Origin of the sequence: Streptomyces flaveus (genome assembly GCF_014647675.1) — a bacterium.
GTDB lineage: Bacteria > Actinomycetota > Actinomycetes > Streptomycetales > Streptomycetaceae > Streptomyces > Streptomyces flaveus.
The window spans coordinates 135696-157411 of the sequence record NZ_BMPQ01000008.1 but is presented as its reverse complement, the minus strand read 5'-3'; the positions used below and the strand labels follow the sequence as shown (position 1 = coordinate 157411).

Annotated in this window: 19 protein-coding genes; 10 read left to right on the top strand and 9 right to left on the bottom strand. The window is 70.9% G+C overall.

The window, feature by feature from the left end; genetic code table 11:
• Positions 1 to 13: 13 nt before the first annotated feature.
• The 4 genes from IEZ21_RS18700 to IEZ21_RS18685 form a co-directional block, all read right to left on the bottom strand.
• Positions 14 to 865, bottom strand: a complete 852-nt coding sequence (locus IEZ21_RS18700) for a 1,4-dihydroxy-6-naphtoate synthase (protein WP_189323053.1) — start codon at positions 863 to 865, stop codon at positions 14 to 16.
• Positions 855 to 1520 carry a futalosine hydrolase gene (locus tag IEZ21_RS18695; RefSeq protein ID WP_189323052.1) on the bottom strand — a complete coding sequence of 222 codons (666 nt, stop codon included), beginning with the start codon at positions 1518 to 1520 and terminating at the stop codon, positions 855 to 857. Before IEZ21_RS18695 ends, IEZ21_RS18700 begins: the two co-directional genes overlap by 11 nt.
• A 22-nt stretch (positions 1521 to 1542) precedes the next feature.
• Positions 1543 to 2049, bottom strand: a complete 507-nt coding sequence (locus IEZ21_RS18690; RefSeq protein ID WP_189323051.1) for a hypothetical protein — start codon at positions 2047 to 2049, stop codon at positions 1543 to 1545.
• A 76-nt stretch (positions 2050 to 2125) separates the two neighbouring features.
• Positions 2126 to 3565, bottom strand: coding sequence for an MFS transporter (locus IEZ21_RS18685; RefSeq protein WP_189323050.1), 1440 nt, complete (start codon positions 3563 to 3565; stop codon positions 2126 to 2128).
• Positions 3566 to 3964: 399 nt separating this feature from the next.
• Here IEZ21_RS18685 and IEZ21_RS18680 point away from each other — a divergent pair, with 399 nt between their 5' ends.
• Together IEZ21_RS18680 and IEZ21_RS18675 are read left to right on the top strand one after the other, a co-directional pair.
• Positions 3965 to 4888, top strand: a complete 924-nt coding sequence (locus tag IEZ21_RS18680) for a DUF3027 domain-containing protein (protein WP_033329500.1) — start codon at positions 3965 to 3967, stop codon at positions 4886 to 4888.
• A gap of 517 nt (positions 4889 to 5405) precedes the next feature.
• Positions 5406 to 8546 carry a sacsin N-terminal ATP-binding-like domain-containing protein gene (locus tag IEZ21_RS18675; RefSeq protein WP_189323048.1) on the top strand — a complete coding sequence of 1047 codons (3141 nt, stop codon included), beginning with the start codon at positions 5406 to 5408 and terminating at the stop codon, positions 8544 to 8546.
• Between the two features lie 178 nt (positions 8547 to 8724).
• On the opposite strand, the gene IEZ21_RS18670 is transcribed toward IEZ21_RS18675, so the two are convergent.
• A complete protein-coding gene (locus tag IEZ21_RS18670; protein WP_189323047.1) occupies positions 8725 to 11121 on the bottom strand; it encodes an HAD-IC family P-type ATPase in 2397 nt (798 codons plus the stop codon).
• Positions 11122 to 11274: 153 nt separating this feature from the next.
• Between IEZ21_RS18670 and IEZ21_RS18665 the strand changes: the two genes are divergently transcribed.
• Positions 11275 to 11583 (top strand): DUF2530 domain-containing protein, encoded by a 309-nt coding sequence (locus tag IEZ21_RS18665; RefSeq protein ID WP_189323046.1) that lies wholly within the window; start codon positions 11275 to 11277, stop codon positions 11581 to 11583.
• Positions 11584 to 11588: 5 nt separating this feature from the next.
• Here IEZ21_RS18665 and IEZ21_RS18660 read toward each other — a convergent pair whose 3' ends face one another.
• Positions 11589 to 11771, bottom strand: a complete 183-nt coding sequence (locus IEZ21_RS18660) for a hypothetical protein (RefSeq protein ID WP_033329039.1) — start codon at positions 11769 to 11771, stop codon at positions 11589 to 11591.
• A gap of 154 nt (positions 11772 to 11925) precedes the next feature.
• Between IEZ21_RS18660 and IEZ21_RS18655 the strand changes: the two genes are divergently transcribed.
• The 3 genes from IEZ21_RS18655 to thpR all read left to right on the top strand — a co-directional run bounded on the left by IEZ21_RS18655 (position 11926) and on the right by thpR (position 14433).
• Complete coding sequence (locus IEZ21_RS18655; RefSeq protein WP_189323045.1) at positions 11926 to 12363, top strand: MarR family winged helix-turn-helix transcriptional regulator; 438 nt, start codon at positions 11926 to 11928, stop codon at positions 12361 to 12363.
• 73 nt (positions 12364 to 12436) lie between these two features.
• Positions 12437 to 13813, top strand: coding sequence for an MFS transporter (locus IEZ21_RS18650; protein WP_189323044.1), 1377 nt, complete (start codon positions 12437 to 12439; stop codon positions 13811 to 13813).
• A gap of 50 nt (positions 13814 to 13863) precedes the next feature.
• Positions 13864 to 14433, top strand: a complete 570-nt coding sequence (thpR, locus tag IEZ21_RS18645) for an RNA 2',3'-cyclic phosphodiesterase (RefSeq protein ID WP_189323043.1) — start codon at positions 13864 to 13866, stop codon at positions 14431 to 14433.
• Between the two features lie 192 nt (positions 14434 to 14625).
• Here the strand turns inward: thpR and IEZ21_RS18640 are convergent, their stop codons facing one another.
• On the bottom strand, positions 14626 to 15621 hold the full coding sequence (locus IEZ21_RS18640) for an aldo/keto reductase (RefSeq protein ID WP_189323042.1): 996 nt from the start codon (positions 15619 to 15621) through the stop codon (positions 14626 to 14628).
• A 188-nt stretch (positions 15622 to 15809) separates the two neighbouring features.
• On the opposite strand from IEZ21_RS18640, the gene IEZ21_RS18635 reads away from it, so the two are divergent.
• On the top strand, positions 15810 to 16745 hold the full coding sequence (locus tag IEZ21_RS18635; protein WP_189323041.1) for a nuclear transport factor 2 family protein: 936 nt from the start codon (positions 15810 to 15812) through the stop codon (positions 16743 to 16745).
• An 89-nt stretch (positions 16746 to 16834) separates the two neighbouring features.
• Here the strand turns inward: IEZ21_RS18635 and IEZ21_RS18630 are convergent, their stop codons facing one another.
• Positions 16835 to 17413: a Uma2 family endonuclease gene (locus IEZ21_RS18630; protein ID WP_189323040.1), complete on the bottom strand. Its 579-nt coding sequence runs from the start codon at positions 17411 to 17413 to the stop codon at positions 16835 to 16837.
• Positions 17414 to 17525: 112 nt separating this feature from the next.
• Positions 17526 to 18200, bottom strand: a complete 675-nt coding sequence (locus IEZ21_RS18625) for an SGNH/GDSL hydrolase family protein (RefSeq protein ID WP_189323195.1) — start codon at positions 18198 to 18200, stop codon at positions 17526 to 17528.
• 120 nt (positions 18201 to 18320) lie between these two features.
• Here IEZ21_RS18625 and IEZ21_RS18620 point away from each other — a divergent pair, with 120 nt between their 5' ends.
• The 3 genes from IEZ21_RS18620 to IEZ21_RS18610 all read left to right on the top strand — a co-directional run bounded on the left by IEZ21_RS18620 (position 18321) and on the right by IEZ21_RS18610 (position 21712).
• Complete coding sequence (locus IEZ21_RS18620) at positions 18321 to 19307, top strand: WD40 repeat domain-containing protein (RefSeq protein ID WP_189323039.1); 987 nt, start codon at positions 18321 to 18323, stop codon at positions 19305 to 19307.
• A 93-nt stretch (positions 19308 to 19400) separates the two neighbouring features.
• Positions 19401 to 20135, top strand: coding sequence for a response regulator transcription factor (locus IEZ21_RS18615; protein ID WP_281399447.1), 735 nt, complete (start codon positions 19401 to 19403; stop codon positions 20133 to 20135).
• The gene (locus IEZ21_RS18610; protein WP_189323038.1) at positions 20132 to 21712 is read left to right on the top strand and encodes a sensor histidine kinase; all 1581 of its coding nucleotides are present in this window, start codon (positions 20132 to 20134) and stop codon (positions 21710 to 21712) included. Before IEZ21_RS18615 ends, IEZ21_RS18610 begins: the two co-directional genes overlap by 4 nt.
• Positions 21713 to 21716 lie beyond the last annotated feature (4 nt).

Sequence of the window (21716 nt, the reverse complement as noted above, 5' to 3'; positions counted from 1 at the left end):
GCGTGGCACCTGGTCAGGGAAACGCCAGTGCGTCAGACCCGAGCGGCGGGACCAGCCCCTCCGCCGCCGCCCGCGTGAGCAGCCCCCTGACCGCCGCGTAACCGTCCTCGCCGAGATCCGCCGTGAACTCGTTGACGTAGAGCCCGATGTGCTGGTCCGCGACCGCCGGGTCCATCTCCTGGGCGTGCTCCAGGACGTACGGACGGGAGGCCTCCGGGTCGTCCCAGGCGGCGCGTACGGACGTACGGACGGACTCGGCGAGCAGCTTCAGCCTTTCCTGGCCCAGCGACCGCTTGGCGATGATCGCGCCCAGCGGGATCGGCAGCCCGGTGGTGTCCTCCCAGTGCTCGCCCATGTCCGCGAGCTTGTGCAGCCCGTACTTCTGGTACGTGAAACGCGCCTCGTGGATGACGAGCCCCGCGTCGACCTGCCCGTCCCGTACGGCGGGCATGATCTCGTGGAAGGGCATGACCACGATCTCGCCGACGCCCTCCGGCAGGGTGTCCGCGGCCCACAGGCGGAACAGCAGGTACGCCGTCGACCTCTCGCTCGGCACCGCGACCGTGCGGCCGGTGAGGTCCACTCCCTCCTCCGCCGTCAGCACCAGCGGCCCGCAGCCCCGCCCCAGCGCGCCTCCGCAGGGCAGCAGGGCGTACTGGTCGAGGACGTACGGCAGAACGGCGTACGACACCTTCAGCACATCCAGCTCGCCGCGCTCGGCCATGCCGTTGGTGATGTCGATGTCCGCGAAGGTCACCTCGAGCGCGGGCGCTCCCAGGATCCGTCCGTGGGCCCAGGCGTCGAAGACGAAGGTGTCGTTGGGGCAGGGGGAGTAGGCGATCTGCACAGGCTGCTCAGCGGTCATGTGGGTTCCAACTCTCCAGTACGGGCGTGAGCTTCCCGAACGCCTCCGTGAGTGCCGCGAGCGCGTCGCCGATGCGCCAGGCGGCGCGGTCGCGGGGGCCGACGGGGTTGGACACGGCGCGCAGCTCCAGCACGGGCACACCGTGCGCGGCAGCCGCCTGAGCGACCCCGAACCCCTCCATCGCCTCGGCCAGCGCTCCCGGATGACGGCGTCGCAACTCGGCGGCCCGCTCGGCGCTTCCGGTCACGGTGTTGACGGTGAGGACGGTGCCGGTACGGGCTCCCGTGACGGCCGCGGCTTCTCGTACGAGTGCGTCCGGCGGCCGGTGGGTGATGGCCCCGAAGCCCAGTTCGGTGACCGGGACGAAGCCGTCCGCGGTCTCGGCGCCGAGGTCCGCGACGGTGATCGCGTCGGCGAGGACCAGGGACCCCAAGGGGGCCTCGGGCTGGAAGCCGCCGCCGATGCCCGCGGAGACGACGAGGTCGTACGGGGTCCCGGCCAGTGCGGCGGTGGTGAGGGCGGTCGCGGTCGAGACGGCGGCGGCTGCCGAGCCGACGCCTGCGGCGAGCAGGTCGACGGTGGTGGGGCCGCTGCCGAACGCCGAAGCCACCGCGTCCCGTTCGACGGGGACCGCGGTGGCTACGAGGATGCGCATGGGCGGCGGCGGGCCGGGCGTCTCAGTCGTCCGCGTTCTCGAGCTTGAAGTTCCACACGCCCTGGACGTCCTCACCGGACTGCTGGACGACGCTGATGTTCAGCTCCTTGGGCGCGCTCTGACCCTGCTGCGCGGCGAAGAGGTCGACGCCCTGGAAGGCGTAGTACGTCTTCTTGAGCGGCGAGATGACCTGCTGACCGTTGATCCACAGGGCCCAGCCCTCGTCCGCGATCTCCGGGTCCACGCCGATGCGCAGCGTCTCGCCCTGCGGCACGCTGATCGTGTCCTCGGCCTTCTCGCGGGTGCACTCCGTGGCCTTCTCGCGGTTGATGGCCTTGCCGTCCTCGTAGCACTCGGCCTCGGCGCTCTTCGAGGTCTTGCCGACCGTGACGGTCGCCATCGGCGTCGGCTTGTCACAGGCGGCCAGGACGAGGAGTCCGGCGGAAACAGCGCCGACGGCAGCGACGGCGCGACGACGGCGAACGGGGCCGTGTCCAGTAGCGGCACTGCCGCGGGGCAGGGTGGTCATGGAGGCAGGCTATCTGGCGTGGGGGGTGCCCCCGCCAACTGGGGCGCTTTACGCGACCCGGGCTCGCGGGCGTGCTTTACGCCACCTGGGCTCGCGGGCGGTCCCCGCGGTGCCTGGCCGCGCCCAGCAGTCCGCGGACCGTGCCGAGCCAGCCGGCGGCGACGACGGAGGCGGCCACCGCCATGCCGAGCGTGCCGATGAGCGGCAGCGCGATACCGATGGCGCCGCCGACCACCCAGGACATCTGCAGCAGCGTCTCCGAGCGCGCGAACGCCGACGTACGGACCAGCTCCGGGACGTCCCGCTGGATCAGCGCGTCCAGCGACAGCTTGGACAGGGCCTGTGCGAAGCCGGCGAACGCGGCGAGCACCGCCACCACGATCACCCCGAAGAACACCGCCGCAGTGATCGCCACCCCCATCACCACCGCGATGACCGTCACGATGATCAGCTCCGGCGCCCGCGACCTCAGCGCCGCCCCGACCGTCGTGCCCAGGGCGTTGCCCGCGCCCGCCGAGACGGCCACGATGCCGAGTGAGACCGCCGCGCTCGCGCCCGCGAGCGGATGCTCGCGCAGCAGGAACGCGAGGAAGAAGGTCAGGAACCCGGACAGCCAGCGCAGCGTCGCGTTCGCGGCGAGCGCGTGGGTGACGGACGTACCGACGGTTCGCAGCCCGGGCCGCCGCAGTTTCTCCTTGACCAGATGTGGTCCGTGCAGATGCTCCTCGTCCGCGGCGAGCAGCGCCTTGTCCTCTCCCTTGGCCGAGTCGACCTTGTGAGGGAGTGAGAAGGACAGGAACATACCCGCCATGAAGATCACGAAGGCGGCGTAGAGCGGATAGCGGGGCCCCAGCGCCTGCAGCCCCGCCCCGATCGGCGCGGCCACACCCGTGGCGAGGAGGCCGCCGAGCGTGACCCGCGAGTTCGCCTTCACCAGGGAGAACGCGGGCGGCAGGAGCCTGGGCACCACGGCACTTCTGACCACGCCGTACGCCTTCGACGCCACCAGCACGCCGAGCGCCGCCGGATACAGCTCGATGCTGCCCGTGACGACCGCGCCCGACAGCAGCAGGGCCAGGAACGCGCGGGCCAGGAACGCGCTCGCCATCGCGGCGCGGCGGCCGTGCGGGAGGCGGTCCAGGAGCGGGCCGATGACCGGGGCGAGGAGTGTGAACGGGGCCATCGTGATCGCCAGGTAGAGCGCCACCCGGCCGCGGGCCTCGTCCGTCGGGACCGAGAAGAAGACCGTCGAGGCGAGCGCCACGGTGATCATCATGTCCCCGGCGCCGTTCACCCCGTGCAGCTCGATCAGCTTGCCGAGCCCTGATTCGCCCGCTCCGTGCGCGTGCGTCGCCTTCCGGATGCCCCGGGCCGTCCCCGTGAACGGCAGGTGCAGGGCACGCCCGACGGAACGGAGCGCCCCGCGCACCGGGCCAGCTCCGCTCATCCGACCACTTCCCTCGGCGCCGTCGCCGCCGACTCCGGCGGCACCTTGGGACGAACTTGCGGTTGCCACTCCGCCATAGTGCCCCTTGTTGGGCGGTGATAGTGCGTTACCGCGCGTATGAGGGCCGAGTGGACCGGTTGGTCGGGACCCTGCGGACCGGTACCGGCACCTCGGCGCGCAGTGCACGGCAACGGCACGGTCGGGCAACGGCCGCCGACTCGGTGTGTGCCCGGCGGCGACGAGAGGGTAGCGTGCGTAGCGCGCCCCGCGACGGTGGCTCTCGGCCGCGCGCCTGACGGCCATCCCGCAGAATGGATGGTGCAGGTGCGCCCGAGTGCGATCGGGCGCGGACGTCGACGCGGCCACCCCGGTGCCTTGAAGGGCCCGGGAGATGCCCCCAGCCGCTCCGTCCGCACCCCCGGCGAGGATGGCGCACTCGTGAGACGGCGTAGGAGAGAAGCGATACCTGTGAGCGCGACAACGCGAAGCCGCACCCCCGACCGCCTGTGCGCCGAGGCCGTCGACCTCGCCAGGGCCGCCGCCGAGGAGACCGCCGCGCCCGGCGTCGTCGGGGAGCACTCCGGGCTCGTCTCCGAAGGAGACCGCGTCGTCACGCACTTCTTCGAGTGCAAGGAGCCGGGGTATCGCGGCTGGCGCTGGGCGGTGACCGTCGCGCGGGCCTCGCGGGCGAAGATCGTGACGCTCGACGAGACGGTGCTGCTGCCCGGCCCTGACGCGCTGCTCGCTCCCGAGTGGGTGCCGTGGAGCGAGCGGCTGCGGCCCGGGGACATGGGTCCGGGGGATCTGCTTCCCACGGACGCGGAGGATCTCCGCCTCGAGCCCGGTTTCACCGGCGAGGACGAGCCCGCGCCGAATTCGCCCGTCTCGGAGGAGATGGCCGAGCTCGTCGAGGCGGAGGACCTCGAGGTGACGGCCGGGCCGCCGGCGACGCTTTCCGTCGTACCTTCCCGTGGTTCGATCGCCGCCGTCGCGGAGGAGCTGGGGCTGCGGCGGGCCCGGGTGCTGTCCCGGTACGGCCTCCATACCGCGGCCGATCGCTGGGAGGACACGCACGGTCCCAAGACCGCGATGGCCCAGGCGGCGCCGGCCCCCTGCGTGAGCTGCGGTTTCCTGTATCCCATCGGCGGGTCGCTGGGGCAGGCGTTCGGCGTCTGCGGCAACGAGTTCTCGCCGGCGGACGGGCGTGTGGTCTCGCTGGCGTACGGATGCGGGGGGCACTCGGAGGCGGCGGTCATGCCGGCGCCTCCGCGGCCGGCTCCGCCGGTGATCGACGAGACCCGGGTGGACCCGTTCCCCCTTCGGCCGTCGCCGGACTCGGGGTCCGTGCCGGTCGTCTCCGACGAGTCGTCGGCGGAGTTGGGTCACTCCTGACCACCGGGGTTTGTGGGAGGGGTTTCTTTCCCCAGCCCCGCCCCTTCCCGGCTGTATCAATTTGCGGCTCCGCCGCGTGAGGGGGCTGCGCCCTCAGGCCCCGCCAGGGGGTGGTGGGTGACACTGCGTGTCGCGGCTGCGGGTGCGTCGTGGCTGGTCGCGCAGTTCCCCGCGCCCCTAAAGGCAAAAGCCTGCGGCTCCCCGCGCCCTGGGGAAGCCCGCACCCCCGACTACCCGCGGTTTCCCTCCGGCGAGAGAGGGCGTGGGCCGGTGCGTCGTATGTCCGTCGCTTAGGTTCTGTCTCGGAGGACCAGGGCCTTGTACCAGTTAAGGGTCGTATGCCCGGCCTGCGACGGGCTGACGCACCGGCCCACGGCCCCGACCCACGCACGGACCCCAGGGGCGCGGGGAACTGCGCGACCAGCCACACTCAACCCGCACCCGTCCAACCATCGGCGACACCCGATACCTTTCGTGCGGCGAGTGCGGCCGTCCACCCGAAGAAGGAGACTGAACCGTGACCAAGTTCGTGCGGCCGGCAGCCGAGGGCGCGGACCCGTTCGGGACGGGGCGGCTGCGGCGTGGGGTGCTGGATGCCTGGGCGACCAGCCCGGCGCGGTTCCGCGAGGACGCGAACGCCGAGGAGGACCTGGCCCTCGGCGGCTACCGCGACCGCCTCGTCGTGGAGCTCGCGCAGAACGCCGCCGACGCCGCGGCCCGCGCCGGCGTACCGGGCCGCCTGCGGCTCACCCTCCGCGGCGGCGTCCTCGTCGCCGCCAACACCGGCGCCCACCTCGACGCGGCCGGCGTCGAGTCGCTGTCCACCCTCCGGGCCTCCGCCAAGCGCGAGGACCACGAAGGCACCGTCGGCCGCTACGGCGTCGGCTTCGCCGCCGTGCTCGCGGTGACCGACGAGCCCGCCATCGTCGGCCGGCACGGTGGCGCCCGCTGGTCCCTCGCCGAGGCCCGCGAAGCCGCCACGGACACCGCCCGCCACAGTCCGGGCCTGGACGACGAGATCCGCCGCCGTGACGGCCATGTGCCCCTGCTGAGGCTGCCGTTCGCCGCCGAGGGCACGGCCCCGGACTCGTACGACACCGTCGTGATCCTCCCGCTGCGCGACCCGGCCGCCCAGGACCTCACCGAGCGCCTCCTCGACTCGATCGACGACGCCCTGCTCCTCGCCCTGCCCGGCCTGGAGGAGGTCGTCGTGGAGACCGGCGAGGAGGCCGAGGGCGTACGGACGCTGCGGCGGCACAGCGAAGGCGGCATCGTCACCGTCGAGGACTCGCGGGACGGTACGACGCGCTGGCGCACCGTCTCCGCACACGGCTCCCTCGAAGCGGCCCTGCTCGCCGACCGCCCCGTCGAGGAGCGGCTGCGCCCGCAGTGGTCCGTGACCTGGGCCGTACCCGTCGACGCCGACGGCGCCCCGGTCCGCCCCCGTACCAGCCCCGTCGTCCACGCACCCACGCCCAGCGACGAGGCCCTCGGCGTGCCCGCCCTGCTCATCGCCTCGTTCCCCCTCGACACGACCCGCCGCCATGCCGCCCCCGGCCCGCTGACCGACTTCCTGGTGCAGCGGGCGGCGGACGCGTACGCCGAACTGCTCGCCGACTGGCGGCCGGTCGGCACCGGGATCATCGACCTGGTGCCGGGCCCGCTCGGCAAGGGCGAACTGGACGGCGCGCTGCGTCAGGCGATCCTGGACCGGCTGCCGCGCACCGCCTTCCTGCCACCGGCGGTGACGCCGGGCGCGGAGGACACCGACCTGCCCGAAGCCCTCCGCCCCCGCGACGCCGAGGTGGTGGAAGGGGCGGGCGCCGAGACCGTACGGGTCCTCGCCGAGGTCCTGCCCAGCCTCCTGCCCGCCGGGCTCGAACGCCGCGTGGAACTGCGGACGCTGGGCGTCGCACGCGTACCGCTGGGCGAGGCGATCGACCGGCTCGCAGGGCTGGAGAAGGAGCCCGGCTGGTGGCGGCGGCTGTACGACAGCCTCGCCGGGGTCGACCCGGACCGGCTCTCGGGACTGCCCGTGCCGCTCGCGGACGGGCGTACGACGATCGGCCCCCGCCAGATCCTCCTGCCGGTCCCCGACGGGCCCACGCCCCACGACACCTGGGCCGCCACCTCCGACGTCCTCGCCCGCCTCGGCCTCAAGGTCGCCCACCAGGAAGCCGCCCACCCGCTCCTGGAGAAGCTGGGCGCCCTGCCCGCCACCCCGCGCGCCATCCTCACCACCCCGCAGGTCCGCACGGCCGTCGCCGCCTCCCTCGACGACGACGGCTGGGAGCAGGACACCCCCGACGCCGAGGAACTCGCCGACACCGTCCTCGCCCTCGTACGCGACGCGGGCCTCGAACCCGGCGACGAACCCTGGCTCGGCGCCCTCGCCCTACCCGACGACGAGGGCGAACTGGCCCCGGCCGGCGAACTCGTCCTCCCCGGCAGCCCCTTCGCCCAGGTCATGCGCGAGGACGAACTGGCCTCCGTGGACGCCGAGCTGGCCGAACGCTGGGGCGAGCAGCCGCTCGCCGCCTGCGGCGTCCTGGCGAACTTCGCCCTCGTACGCGCCACCGACGTCGTCCTCGATCCGGACGAACTGGAGCCCCGAGAGGGCGACTTCGCCGAACCCGACGACATCGGCCTGCTCGACGCCGTCGACGTCTGGTGCGAGGACGTCCTCGACCGCCTGCCCGACACTCCCGTCCCGCCGGTCGCCACGGAGATCGTCGCCGTACGGGATCTCGACCTCGTCGACGACGACCGCTGGCCACAGGCCCTCGCCCTGCTCTCCCGCCCACCCCTGCGCGACGCCCTCACCCAGCCGGTACGCGTCCTGCTCCCGGACGGCACGCACGAGATCGTCCGCCCGTACACGGCATGGTGGCTGCGCGGCCACCCGGTCCTGGACGGTCGCCGCCCGGCGGGCCTGCGCGTCGCGGGCGGCGATCCGCTCCTCCACGGCCTGTACGACGCCGCCGACGCGACCGGCTTCGAGGACGAGCAGGTACTCCGTGCTCTCGGCGTACGCACATCCGTAGCCGCCCTCCTCGACGAACCCGGCGGCGCGGCCGAGCTCCTGGACCGCCTGGCCGACCCGGACCGCGAGGTCTCGTCCTCCCAACTGCACGCGCTTTACGGCGCGTTGGCCGACCTGGACCCGGAGCAGGTGACGCTGCCTGACGAGCTGCGGGCGGTGCGGGACGGGGAGGTCGTGGTCGTGGACGCGACCGAAGCGGTGGTCGTGGACTCCCCGGACCTGCTCCCGTTCACGACCGGGGTCCCCCTCCTCCCCGTACGCCCGTCCCGAGCCGCCGACCTGGCCGAACTGTTCCAGGTCCGACGCCTCAGCGAATCGGTGACGGGCGAGGTGACCAGCGAGGGCACCGAACACGAGGTCCCGGACCCGGTCCGCGTCCTGCTGGGCCCGGCGACCCCCGCCACATACGTCGAACACGAGGAACTCTTCGTGGACGGCACCGAACTCGACTGGCGCCGCACCCGCGACGGCGTCCTGCACGCGGCCACCCTGGAGGGCGTGGCGGCGGGCCTGGCCTGGGCGGCGGGCCAGTGGCCGCGCCGCTTCGAGGTGGCGGCACTGCTGGAGGACCCGTCAAGGACGGAGGAGCTGGCGAGGGACCGCTGGTTCGACTGAGAGGGCGCGTGGCTGGGCGTCCCGTAAGGGGCGCGGGGCTGTATCGATTTGCGGCTCCGCCGCGTGGGCGCGACCAGCCACGACGCACCCGCAGCCGCGACACGGCATTTCCCCCCCCCACGCGGCGGAGCCGCACATTGATACAGCCGGGAAGGGGCGGGGCTGGGGAAAGAAACCCCTACGCCGGGAACCGCCGGTCCACCCACCGCCACGAGAACTCCAGCGTGCCCGCCGCAACCACCGCGATCCCGACGGCAGTCCACGGCATGGGCGCCCCCACCAACTTCAAGGCGAAGAAGTCCTGGAGCCACGGCACAACAAGCACCAGCAGGAACCCAGCCCCCATGGCCGCAACCAGCCCCACCCGCCACCACGTGTACGGACGGGCAATGATCGCCAGCACCCACATGGAGATCAGAAACAGCGTCAACGTCGCCGCACTGGTCTCCGCAGCCAAGGACCCCGGCCCGCTGTAGTACTCCCGAGCGATCAGATACGTAGCAAAGGTGGCCACCGCAGCAACAGCACCCCCCGGAATCGCATACCGCATCACCCGCCGCACAAAGTGCGGCCGAGCCCGCTCCTTGTTGGGCGCGAGCGCAAGAAAGAACGCCGGGACCCCGATCGTCAGAGTCGACAGCAGCGTCAGATGCCGGGGCAGGAACGGATACTCGACCTGCGAGATCACCACCATGATCGCCAGCAGCACTGAATACACCGTCTTGACGAGGAACAACGTCGCGACCCGAGTGATGTTGCCGATCACCCGCCGCCCCTCCGCGACCACCGACGGCAGCGTCGCGAAGCTGTTGTTGAGCAGCACGATCTGCGCCACGGCCCGCGTGGCCTCCGAACCGGACCCCATGGAGACGCCGATGTCGGCGTCCTTGAGGGCCAGCACGTCGTTCACGCCGTCGCCGGTCATCGCGACGGTGTGCCCGCGGGACTGGAGCGCGCCCACCATGTCCCGCTTCTGTTGCGGGGTGACCCGCCCGAAGACGGTGCCCGAGTCCAGCGCCTCGGCCATCTCGTCCTGCTCGGCGGGCAGCCGGCGCGCGTCCACGACGTTCCCGGTGAGCCCCAGCTTTTCGGCGACCGCGCCCACGGACACCGCGTTGTCGCCGGAGATGACCTTGGCCCGTACGTTCTGCTCGTCGAAGTAGCGCAGCGTGTCCGCGGCGTCAGGCCGCAGCCGCTGCTCCAGGACGACGAGGGCGGTGGGCACGGCGCCCTGGGCGACCGAGGGGTCGTCCAGCTCGCGCGCGGCCCGGGCCAGCAGCAGCACCCGCAGCCCCTCCTCGTTGAGCCGCTCGGTCTCGGTGAGCGCCGGGTCCCCGTCGGGCAGCAGTACGTCGGGCGCCCCGAGCAGCCACGTACTCGAGTCGCCGTCGCTCTCGCTGAAGGACGCCCCGCTGTATTTGCGCGCCGAGGAAAACGGCAGCGACTGAAGACAGCGCCAGCCCGAGCCGTTCGGGTAGGTGTCGATGATCGCCTGCAGGGACGCGTTCGGCCGCGGGTCCGAGTCCCCGAGGGCGCCGAGGACGGTGCGTACGTACGTCTCGTCGTTGCCGTCCAGCGCACGCAGCTCGCGCACGTCCATGCCGCCCTCGGTCAGCGTGCCCGTCTTGTCGAGGCAGACGGTGTCGACGCGGGCGAGGCCCTCGATGGCGGGGAGTTCCTGCACGAGGCACTGCTTGCGGCCGAGCCGGATGACGCCGATCGCGAAGGCCACCGACGTCAGCAGCACAAGACCCTCGGGGACCATCGGGACGATGCCGCCGACGGTCCGCGCGACCGAGTCCTTGAAGTCGTTGTCCTTGACGACGAGCTGGCTGATGATGAGGCCGATCGCGGTCGGGACCATCATCCACGTCACGTACTTGAGGATCGTGGAGATACCGGAACGCAGCTCGGAGTGGACCAGCGTGAACCGGCTCGCCTCCTCGGCGAGCTGCGCCGCGTACGCCTCGCGCCCCACCTTCGTGGCGGTGAACGCACCGCCGCCCGCCACCACGAAGCTGCCCGACATGACCTGGTCGCCCGGCTGCTTGACGACCGGGTCCGCCTCACCGGTGAGCAGCGACTCGTCGATCTCCAGGCTGTCGGTCTCGACGCACTCGCCGTCCACGACGATCTTGTCGCCGGGCCCGATCTCGATCAGGTCCCCGAGCACGATCTCGGAGGTGCCGATCTCGGCGGCGGCCCCGTCCCTGCGTACGGTCGGCCGCGCCTCGCCGATCACCGCGAGCGAGTCCAGGGTCTTCTTCGCGCGCCACTCCTGGATGATGCCGATGCCCGTGTTCGCCAGGATCACAAAGCCGAACAGGCTGTCCTGGATCGGCGCCACGGACAGCATGATCACCCAGAGGACGCCGATGATCGCGTTGAAGCGAGTGAAGACGTTCGCGCGGACGATGTCGACCGTGGAGCGGCTGCTGCGCACGGGGACGTCGTTGACCTCGCCCCGGGCCACCCGCTCGGCGACCTCGGCGGCGGTCAGGCCTCTCGCCCGGGTGAGGGGAGCAGGCACAGGGTGCACGGGATCGAGTTCAGCGCCCGCGTCGATGTGCGTCATGCAGTCGACGGTACGGGGCGATTTGGGGCTTCACACGCCGGGCGCGGCAAAGATCCGACCATGGGAGGACGGGAACGCGGGGAAATGGTGCCGTAGTTGTACGGGGCGCCCGGGGCACGGGGATCGCCCCCGCAACCCCCGTAAGCTGTCCCCATGGCGAAGTGGACACCCAGGCACGAGGCACCGGAACCCCTTGAAGGGCCCGTTGTCGCCACCGTCACGGGTGGCGCGATCCTCTGGTTCGTCCTCTTCCTGGCGCAGCTTCCCTTCTACGGCTGGCTCGACGACCACGGACATCTGTGGTGGCTGTGGACCTGCCTGGCCGGTGCAGGACTCGGGCTGATCGGCATCTGGTACGTACGCAGGCGGGACGCGGCGATCAAGCGCGCCGCGGCCGAGGCTGACACCGACGCGGGCGCCGATTCCACCGCCGCCGCGAAGGACCGCCACGTCACCCCGTAGGGCCGTTACGGAACTCCGTAAAACCTCTCCGTCTCCTCGACCGCGGTCTGGAACCGCTCGTCGAAGTCATCCCTGACGAGCATCTGGACGACATAGTCCTGGACGCTCATCCCTCGTTTCGCCGCACGGTCCCGGAGCCGTTCGAGCAACTCCCCGTCCATCCGCAGACTGAGCACGCTGGTCCCCATGGGACGAGGGTCGCCGCCGTCGGCCGTGTTCTGTGTGACTTTTCGGCCTGGGCTCACTCGTATGGGTGATGGCAGGGTTCAGTGGCCCGAGTCACGGGCATAGGGCGACCGTCCGAGTGGTCTTTAGCGAGAGTAATGAGTTACCCTAAACAACATGCCTGACCTCACCCATGGCGACGACGCTGCCGCCGTGAACTCCCTGCGATCCGCCGTGATGCGCCTGTCGCGCCGACTCAAGCACCAGCGGGTCGACGAGTCGCTGAGCCCGACCGAGATGTCGGTGCTCGGCACCCTCGCCCGCTGCGGCACCGCCACGCCGGGCGAGCTCGCCCGCAAGGAACATGTGCAGCCGCCCTCGATGACCCGCATCGTCGCCCTGCTCGAAGCCAAGGGCCTGGTCAGGCTGGAGCCGCATCCCGACGATCGGCGCCAGAAGGTCGTCACGCAGACCGAGCGCGCCGAGGCGATGCTCGAGGAGAGCCGCCGCAAGCGGAACGTATGGCTGGCCGGACTGGTCGACGGCCTCGACGAGGACGAGTGGGCCAAGCTCCGCGAGGCGGCGCCCGTCCTGGAGAAGCTGGCGCACCTGTAGCCGTACGGGCAGTACCGCACAGCCGTCAGCCGTACGCAGCCCTTGTAGTCGTCGCCAGAGGAGGCGAACCCTGTTGAGTACGGGACCCGGAGCAACCTCCGCCCCCGGACCGAACACCCCCGATTCCCCCACCGCCACCACCACGACGGCCCAGCCGGCCAAGTCGTCGACCTTCAGCTCCCTGCGGATCCGGAACTACCGGCTCTTCGCCACCGGAGCCATCGTCTCCAACACCGGCACCTGGATGTCCCGCATCACCCAGGACTGGCTGGTGCTGAGCCTGACCGGTTCCTCGGCCGCGGTCGGCATCACGACCGCCCTGCAGTTCCTGCCGATGCTGCTCTTCGGCCTGTACGGCGGAGTCATCGCCGACCGCTACCCCAAGCGCCGCATGCTGTTCTTCACCCAGGGCGCGCTGGGCCTGTGCGGTCTCGCGCTCGCCGTGCTCACGCTCAGCGGCCAGGTGCAGGTCTGGCACGTGTATCTGATCGCGTTCCTGCTCGGCATGGTCACCGTCGTCGACAACCCGACCCGGCAGACCTTCGTCTCCGAGATGGTCGGCCCCGACCAGGTACGCAACGCCGTCAGCCTCAACTCGGCCAACTTCCACTCCGCCCGCCTCATCGGCCCCGCCGTCGCGGGCGTCCTGATCTCGACGGTCGGCAGCGGCTGGGCCTTCCTGATCAACGGCCTCGCCTTCCTCGCCCCCATCACCGGCCTGCTCCTGATGCGCACGAGCGAGCTGCACAAGGTGGAGCGGGTGCCGCGCGGCAAGGGCCAGCTGCGCGAGGGCCTGCACTACGTCGCCTCCCGGCCCGAACTGATCTGGCCGATCGTGCTCATCGGTTTCGTCGGCACCTTCGGCTTCAACTTCCCCATCTGGCTCACCGCGTTCGCCGACGAGGTCTACCACGCGGGCGCCGGTACATACGGCTTCCTCAACACCCTCATGGCGGTCGGCTCGGTCGCCGGAGCACTGCTCACCGCCCGCCGCGGCTCGGTGCGACTGCGGCTCCTGGTCGGTGCGGCCCTGCTGTTCGGCGTACTGGAGATCGCGGCGGCGCTGTCCCCCTCGTACTGGCTCTTCGCCCTGCTCATGATCCCCACCGGCATGGCGGCCCTGACGGTCAACACCACCGCCAACGCCAGCGTCCAGATGGCCACCGACCCCGCCATGCGCGGCCGCGTCATGAGCCTGTTCATGATGGTCTTCGTCGGCGGTACGCCGCTGGGGGCACCCATCGTCGGCTGGATCACCGACACGTTCGGCGCCCGCATCGGCTTCGCGTTCGGCGGCCTGATCTCGCTCCTGGCGGCAGCGGTGGTGGGCCTGGTCCTCGCCCGAGTCGGCGGCCTGCGGCTGTCGGTGGGCTGGCACCACGGGCATCCGCGGGTGCGGTTCATCCCGCGGGAGGGGAAGCGGGAGCGGGAGTTGGCGACGGTGGCGTAGGGCGGGGCGTGGGGCCGCCGCCTCGGCCGTCAGGCGGGGAGACTGGCTCCATGAGACTCTTCGCCGCAGTGCTGCCGCCGGAGGATGTGACCGCCGAACTCGCCGTAGTCGTCGGCCAGTTGGAGAAACTGCCAGGTGCCGAGGGCCTGCGCTGGACGGGTCGCCCCGGCTGGCACTTCACGCTCGCGTTCTACGGCGAGGTCGACGACGAACTCGTACCGGAGCTGTCGGCGAGACTCGAGCGGGCGGCTCGCCGGACGGATCCGTTCGCGCTGGAACTGCGGGCCGGAGGCCACTTCGGCGGCCGGGCGCTGTGGATCGGCGCGACCGGGGACGTGGGCACGATGCGGCTGCTCGCCGAGCGGGCGGAGGCGGCGGCGCGCAAGGCGGGCGTCCCGATCGAGGAGCACCGCCGCTACCGGCCGCACCTCACCGTCGCCCGGAGCCGGGGCTCGGCGGACTTCGCCCCGTACACCGCCCTGCTGCACGACTTCGCCGGGCGCCCCTGGACCGTGGCCGAGCTGTGCCTGGTCCGCAGTAATCTCCCCAAGTCGGGCATACCGGGCGAACGCCCCCGCTACGAGACGCTCGCCCGCTGGGCCCTCGGCTCGGGCACCTGAGGCCGTGCGGTTACGCTCGACCACGTGGACCCGAAGACACGTAACCGGATCATGGCCGGCGTACTTGTGCTGATGTTCGTGGTGGTGGCCCTGGCGTCAGCGCTCGGAATGTAGCCGACCGCTGCCGCCCGCACGCGTACGTGGATGCGTACGCGCGCAGGCGTGCACCCGGGGCCGCTGGGCCCGCTGGTGCTACCAGGCGAAGGCCTCCGGCGACGGCCCCGGACCCGGGAAGATCTCGTCCAGGCCGGTCAGCAGCTCCTCCGGCAGCTCCAGGTCGACCGCATCCACGGCGGAGTCGAGCTGAGCGGCGGTGCGCGGGCCGACGATCGGCCCCGTCACGCCAGGCCGGGTGAGCAGCCAGGCCAGGGCTGCCTCGCCGGGCTCGATGCCGTGCTTGTCGAGCAGGTCCTCGTACGACTGGATCTGGGCGCGTACGGCGGTGTTGGCGAGCGCGTCGGCCGCCCGGCCGGAAGCACGCCGCCCGCCCTCGACCTCCTTCTTGATGACGCCGCCCAGCAGACCGCCGTGCAGCGGCGACCAGGGGATGACCCCGAGGCCGTACTCCTGCGCGGCCGGGATGACCTCCATCTCGGCGCGGCGCTCGGCGAGGTTGTAGAGGCACTGCTCGCTGACGAGGCCGATGGTGCCGCCGCGCCGGGCGGCGATCTCGTTCGCCTGGGCGATCTTGTAGCCGGGGAAGTTGGAGGATCCGGCGTACAGGATCTTGCCCTGCTGCACCAGGACGTCGATCGCCTGCCAGATCTCCTCGAAGGGGGTCTGCCGGTCCATGTGGTGGAACTGGTAGATGTCGATGTAGTCGGTCTGGAGGCGCTTCAGGCTTGCCTCCACCGCCCGCCGGATGTTGAGCGCGGAGAGCTTGTCGTGGTTGGGCCACACCGTGCTGCCGTCCGGCGCCATGTTCCCGTACACCTTGGTGGCCAGTACGACCTTGTCGCGCCGCTCGCCACCCTTGGCGAACCAGCTGCCGATGATCGACTCCGTACGGCCCTTGTTCTCGCCCCAGCCATAGACATTGGCGGTGTCGAAGTAGTTGATTCCCGCGTCCAGCGCGCCGTCCATGATCGCGTGGCTGTCCGCTTCGTCGGTCTGCGGACCGAAGTTCATGGTGCCGAGGACGAGTCGGCTGACCTTGAGTCCTGTGCGTCCGAGCTGCGTGTACTTCATGACTCCTAAGCCAAGAGCTTGGAGTGCGCTCTACGCAAGGGCGGGCCTTGGCTCTGGGACCGATCTTGACACTAACTGCGAGTTAGTGCTTTCCTTTGGTGAGCAAGATCTTGAACTTTCAATGTCCAGATGTTCTGCATGCTATGCCTCCCGCTTTCCTCCCCCACAGGACCGGAGATCAGCACCCCATGACCACCACCGCACCCGCCCGCCGTACCCTCGCCACCGCGCTCATGGCCGCCGCAGCCCTCACCGCTGTCGCTGTCGTACCCGCCGCTGCGGCTCCTCCCTCGGACACCCCCGCACACCAGGTCGCCCACGGCGACTCCGCCCGCCTCGGCTACCAGAAGTCCGTCGCCGTCCAGGTGCTCAAGGGCGTGTTCGAGCGAGGTGACACGTCGGTCGTCGACCGTTTCGTACGGCCCGACTACATCCAGCACAACCCGCTCGCCCCCGACGGCTCCGAGGCCCTCAAGAACCTCGGCACCGCCCTCAGCCAGCAGTTCCCGGACGCCGAGTACGACATCAAGCGGGTCATCTCCGAGGGCGACCTGGTGCTCGTGCACTCCAACGTCGTCATGACGCCGGGCACGCGCGGCAGCGCCGTCTTCGACATCTTCCGCTTCCAGGGCGGGAAGATCGCCGAGCACTGGGACACGGGGCAGGAGGTGCCGGCGACCACGGCGAACGGCAACGACATGTTCTCCACGGAGAGTTGGCCCCGCACGAACAAGCCGGGCCCGCGCTGGCTCACCGCGTACAACAAGAAGCTGGTCACGGCGTACGTCGACCAGCTCCTGGTCGAGAAGGACCTGTCCGCCGTCGACAAGTACGTGGGTCCTGAATACCACCAGCACAACCCGGCCATCGCCGACGGTGTGGCGGGTGTGAAGGCGGGCCTGGGCGCGTATTTCGAGGCGTTCCCGCAGCTGAAGGTGTCCCCGAAGCGGGTCGTCGCCGAGGGCGACCTGGTGGCGGTCCACAGCCACTACGTGAACGTGCCGGGGGAGCGGGGCCAGGCGATCATCGACCTGTTCCGGGTGCGGAACGGGAAGATCGTCGAGCACTGGGACGTGATCCAGGACGTACCGGAGACCTCCGCCAACGACAACACGATGTTCTGAGGGCGATCACTCGGGCTGGTCGCTGTTGCGCGGGCTTCGCGCAGCAGGGCCGGCTCCCAAGGTCGATGCGGCGGCATGCGGATGGCTCGCTAGTCGCGGGGGAACTCTTCGGTCTTGAGGGTGAGGTCGAGGAGGGTGTTCGTCATGTCGACGTCCGAGCCGTAGGCGATGGCGAGTTCGCTGGTGTACTCGCCGTCCTTGGGCTGGGTGTGGAGGTAGCACTTGCCCTTGTAAGGGTCGGCGATGAGGTAGACGGGGACCTCGGCGAGGGCGTACGCGGTCTTCTTGGGGCCGTAGTCGTTCATGGCGGTGCCCTTGGAAATGACCTCGGCGATGAACTCGACGTCCTTGTGACGCCAGTGGCCCTCGCCGTTCTTCTCGGAGCCGTCGCGCAGCTTTGCCACGTCCGGGGCGAAGCCGTTCTCATGGCCGGGGAAGTCGATGCGGACGTCCGAGAAGACTTTCGCGCGCCTGCCGAAGCGATCCTCGAGCGCCCAGATGATCGCGCGAATGGTCTCCCAGTGAACGTCCCGCTGTGGCGACATGTAGATGGTCCCCTCGACGATCTCGGCCTTGTAGCCCTCGGGGACGTGCATCTCGTCGAACAGTTTGTCCAAGGCCTGCTCGTTGATGTCGGCCATCTCGATCCTGTCGTCAAGGACGGTCATCGTGGCGCTCCTCCCCGGCTGCCCCTCGGTCGAGTGCAGCCGCGCAGTACAACGATACGCACGGTGACCAGGACACGCAGGAGCTCTGGCCGGACGCCGAGGACCGCAACCCTCACCCCGCGTACGGCTCCCCCAAGTCCCAAGCCTGGTACATCGCTTCGGCGAAGGCAGCCGCGATCTTGTGCTCGCCCGACGCGTTCGGATGCGTGCCGTCGTCCGTGTCCAGGTTGAGGTCGTACGACTCCGGGGCCGAGGCCAGCAGGAGGGGGGACGACGGCTCCTCCAGGTCCGCCACCGCCTTGGCCAGCAGCTCGTTGAGGCGGGCTACCTCGGCGGCGAAGTCCGCGTCCGAGTCCGCCCTCACGTTGGGGATCACCGGCAGGAAGACCATCGCCACGCGGGGGTTGGCCGAGCGGGCCTCGGACACAAAGAGGCGTACGTTCGCCGCCGTGCTGTCCGCGTCCGTGTAGAAGCCCAGGTCGATCAGGCCCAGCGAGATCAGCAGCACGTCCGCCCGCTGTGTGCGTACCGCCTCGGCGATCAGCGGCGCCATGTGGTGCCAGCCCTCGCCCCAGCCCGCCAGGTGTGAGCGGGGGAAGTCCGGGTCGGCGTACTCGTACGAGTCGGCGGTGTCCGTCGCCTTGTCGTAGAGCGTCTCGCGTGGGCCGACGATGCGGAACGGGCCGCCGTACGTCGCGCGCAGGTGCTGCCACATCCGGTAACGCCAAGTGTGTTCGCCCGCGCTGCCGATGGTCTGGGAGTCGCCTACGGGCATGAACCTGAGCATCCGCTCATCATCCTTGACCACGGCGCGGGATCCCTGCCAGATCCCTGATCAAAGCGCGATCAGGAGTGTGAAGCTGAACACCGTGCGGGAACGCCTCCCGGGGATGGCACGCTTGGGGCCATGCGCCGTTCGTTGTCGTTCCTCGCCTCAGCCCTGCTCGTCCTCGCGCTCGGCGCGCCCGCCGTCGCCGCCGACGGTGATGACGGTTCGGAGGGGTTCACGATCAAGGACCCGGGGATCACCGAGTCCAGCGGGCTCGCCGCCTCCCGCCAGCACAAGGGCATCTACTGGACGCACAACGACCAGGACGAGGGCGCCTACCTCTACGCCATCGACAGCAAGACCGGTGACACCGTCGCGAGGATCACCATGACCGGTGTCGGTACCCCGCGCGACATCGAGGCCATCTCCATCGGCCCGGACAACGAGATCTACGTCGGCGACATCGGCGACAACGACGGCGTCGTATGGGACTTCGTGTGGATCTACCGGCTGCCCGAGCCCAAGGAGCTCAAGGACCAGACGGTCAAGGCCACGCAGTACGTCGTGAAGTACTCCGACGGACCCCGCGACGCCGAGTCGCTCGTGGTCCACCCCAAGACCGGGCGCGTCTACATCATCGACAAGCAGGAGGACGGCGGGCACCTGTACGACGGGCCGGCGCAGCTCTCCACCTCCGGCACGAACGTCTTCAAGCCCGTCGCCCCCATCGACCTGTGGACCACCGACGCCGCCTTCTCGCCCGGCGGTGGACAGCTCGCCGTACGCGGCTACTTCGGCGGCATCGCGTACGAGTGGAACGACGGGAAGCCGAAGCGGCAGGGCCGGCTGAGCGTGCCGCTCCAGGGGCAGGGCGAGTCGGTGACGTACACCCCGGACGGGTCCACGCTGCTGTACGGGACCGAGGGGGAGCAGAGCCCCGTCGAGGCCGGCAGCGTCCCCGGCGCGGAGGATGGCAAGTCCCCATCGGGAGACGGGAGTTCGGCGGCCGACGGGGGCGGCGACGATGCCGGGTCGAACGACAACCTCACGAGGGCCGCCCTCGCTCTCGGCGCCGGGCTCGTCGTCCTTTACGGGCTCAGGAAGCTGTTCAGGCGGGGGACCTGAGCCACCTCGGCACCAAGCAGGCCCACAGCGAATTCAACGGTTTCCCAGCCGATTCTCAGCCTCCTTTGAGGCGGAGCCGGTAGCTGTGAGGGCGTGACCAGTTCGCTGAGAACGGATTCCGTGTCCGCCGAGGCCGAAGCCTCCGCCCGGCTGCTCGTCGTGGACGACGAGCCGAACATCCGGGACCTGCTGTCGGAGACGTTCCGGCTCGTCGGCTTCGATGTCACCGCCGCCGGTACGGGCGTCGAGGCGCTCAACGCCGCGCACGCCGCCCCGCCCGACCTCGTCGTGCTCGACGTGATGCTGCCCGACCTCGACGGCTACGAGGTCGCCCGCATCCTGCGCCGCGACGGGTGCGAGACACCCGTGCTGTTCCTGACCGCCCGCGACACCGTGCGCGACCGGGTGGAGGGTCTCAGCGCGGGCGGCGACGACTATGTGACGAAACCGTTCAGTCTGGAGGAGGTCGTGCTGCGGGTGCGCGCGATCCTGCGCCGTACGCGGCGCAAGGAGCCGGCGCCCGAGCCCCTGCTGCGCTGCGCCGGCCTCGAACTCGACGAGGCCGCGCACACCGTACGGCGCGACGGGCGCGAACTGGAGCTGTCGCCGACCGAGTTCCGCATGCTGGCGTATCTGATGGAGAACGCCGGGCGGGTGGTCAGCAAGGCGCAGATCCTGGAAAGCGTCTGGGGGTACGACTTCGGCGGCGACACCCGGATCATCGAGAGTTACGTCTACTACCTGCGGAAGAAGATCGACACGGACGGCGCGGTGCCGCTGATCCACACGCTGCGCGGAGTCGGGTACGTACTCCGGGCGCCGAAATGACGCGCCAGGCCGCCCGATTCCGATTCCGGTGGCGGCACTGGCGGCACTGGACCCTGCGGGCCCGGCTCGCGCTCGCTGCGACCGGGCTCGCCGCACTCGCGCTGCTCGCCGCGAACGCCGCCGGACTGCTGCTCCTGGAGAACTACCTGATCGACCGGGTCGACCAGAATCTGGACATGGGCGCCCCGGGTGGCCCGGGCGGGGCCCCCGGCTCGTTCCCCGACGCGGCGGCACAGGACCTCCTCGCTCAACGGGTGGGCCAGACCCGGGACGAGGACTCGTTCCTGACGTTTCTCACGGAGCGGTTCGGCGGAGAGTTCCGGATCTACGGTTACGGCAAGGCCACCGACACCCGTACGAGCATTCCCCGGGACCCGGAGGGCCCGGGCCCGCGGCTGCCCGACCGGGACGCGCTCGCCGCCCGGGCCGGCGAGGTGTTCACGGTGCCGGGGGAGTCGGGCGCCGACTGGCGCGTGGCCGTGCAGGATACGGGCGGGTCCCTGGTGGTCACCGCCGTGTCCCTGGCCGAGGTGGAGGAGACCACCGACCGGCTGCTGCTCATCGACGCGCTGGTGACGGCGGTCGTGCTGGCCGGACTTGCGGGTGTCGCGGCCCTGCTCGTACGGGGCGGACTGCGGCCCCTCACGCGGATGGAGGCCACCGCGGACGCCATCGCCGCGGGCGACTTCCGGCGGCGCGTCGACGGCACCGACCCGCACACCGAACCCGGCCGGCTCGGGCGCGCCATGAACGCGATGCTCGGCCGCCTCGAGTGGGAGATCGCCGCCCGTACTGCCTCCGAGCAGCGGCTGCGCCGTTTCCTCGCCGATGCCTCGCACGAACTGCGCACCCCGCTCACCTCCATCCGAGGGTTCGCCGAGTTGAGCCGCCGGGGTGGTGACCGGACGGACGCGCTGCGCCGTATCGAGGCGGAGGCGGCCCGGATGGGCGTCCTGGTGGAGGACCTGCTGCTGCTCGCACGCCTCGACGAAGAGCGGGATCTGGAGCAACGGCCCGTCGATCTCCTGGAGTTGGCCGCCGATGTCGTACGGGACCTGCATGCCCGTTCGCCGGAGCGGGACGTACGGCTGACGGGGGCGATGCGGCCCGTGGTGGTGGAGGGGGATCCGTTGCGGCTGCGGCAGGTGCTGGCCAATCTGCTGGCCAACGCGGAGCGGCACACGCCCTTCGACGCGCGGATCACCGTACGGGTCGATGTCGCGGAGCCCGCGGCACTCGGGCCGGCTGTGGCCGTCGCGGGGAGCCCGCTGCCGTCGGAGGCTCCCGCGGCGCTGGTCGAGGTGGCGGACACCGGGCCCGGGGTGTCGGTCGAGCATGCCCCGTACGTCTTCGAGCGCCTCTACCGCGCCGACACGGCCCGCTCGCGCGACGGCCGGGAAGACGGCGGGAGCGGACTCGGGCTGTCGATCGTCGCGGCCCTCGCCGGGGCGCACGGCGGGCGCGTGGACCTGGCGGCGGACCGGCCGGGGGCGGTGTTCCGGCTGCTGCTGCCCCTGCGGAACGCGGACCTCGCGGTGGGATCGGCAGAACCCGAAGTGATTACCAGCGGGCTTTGAGGTT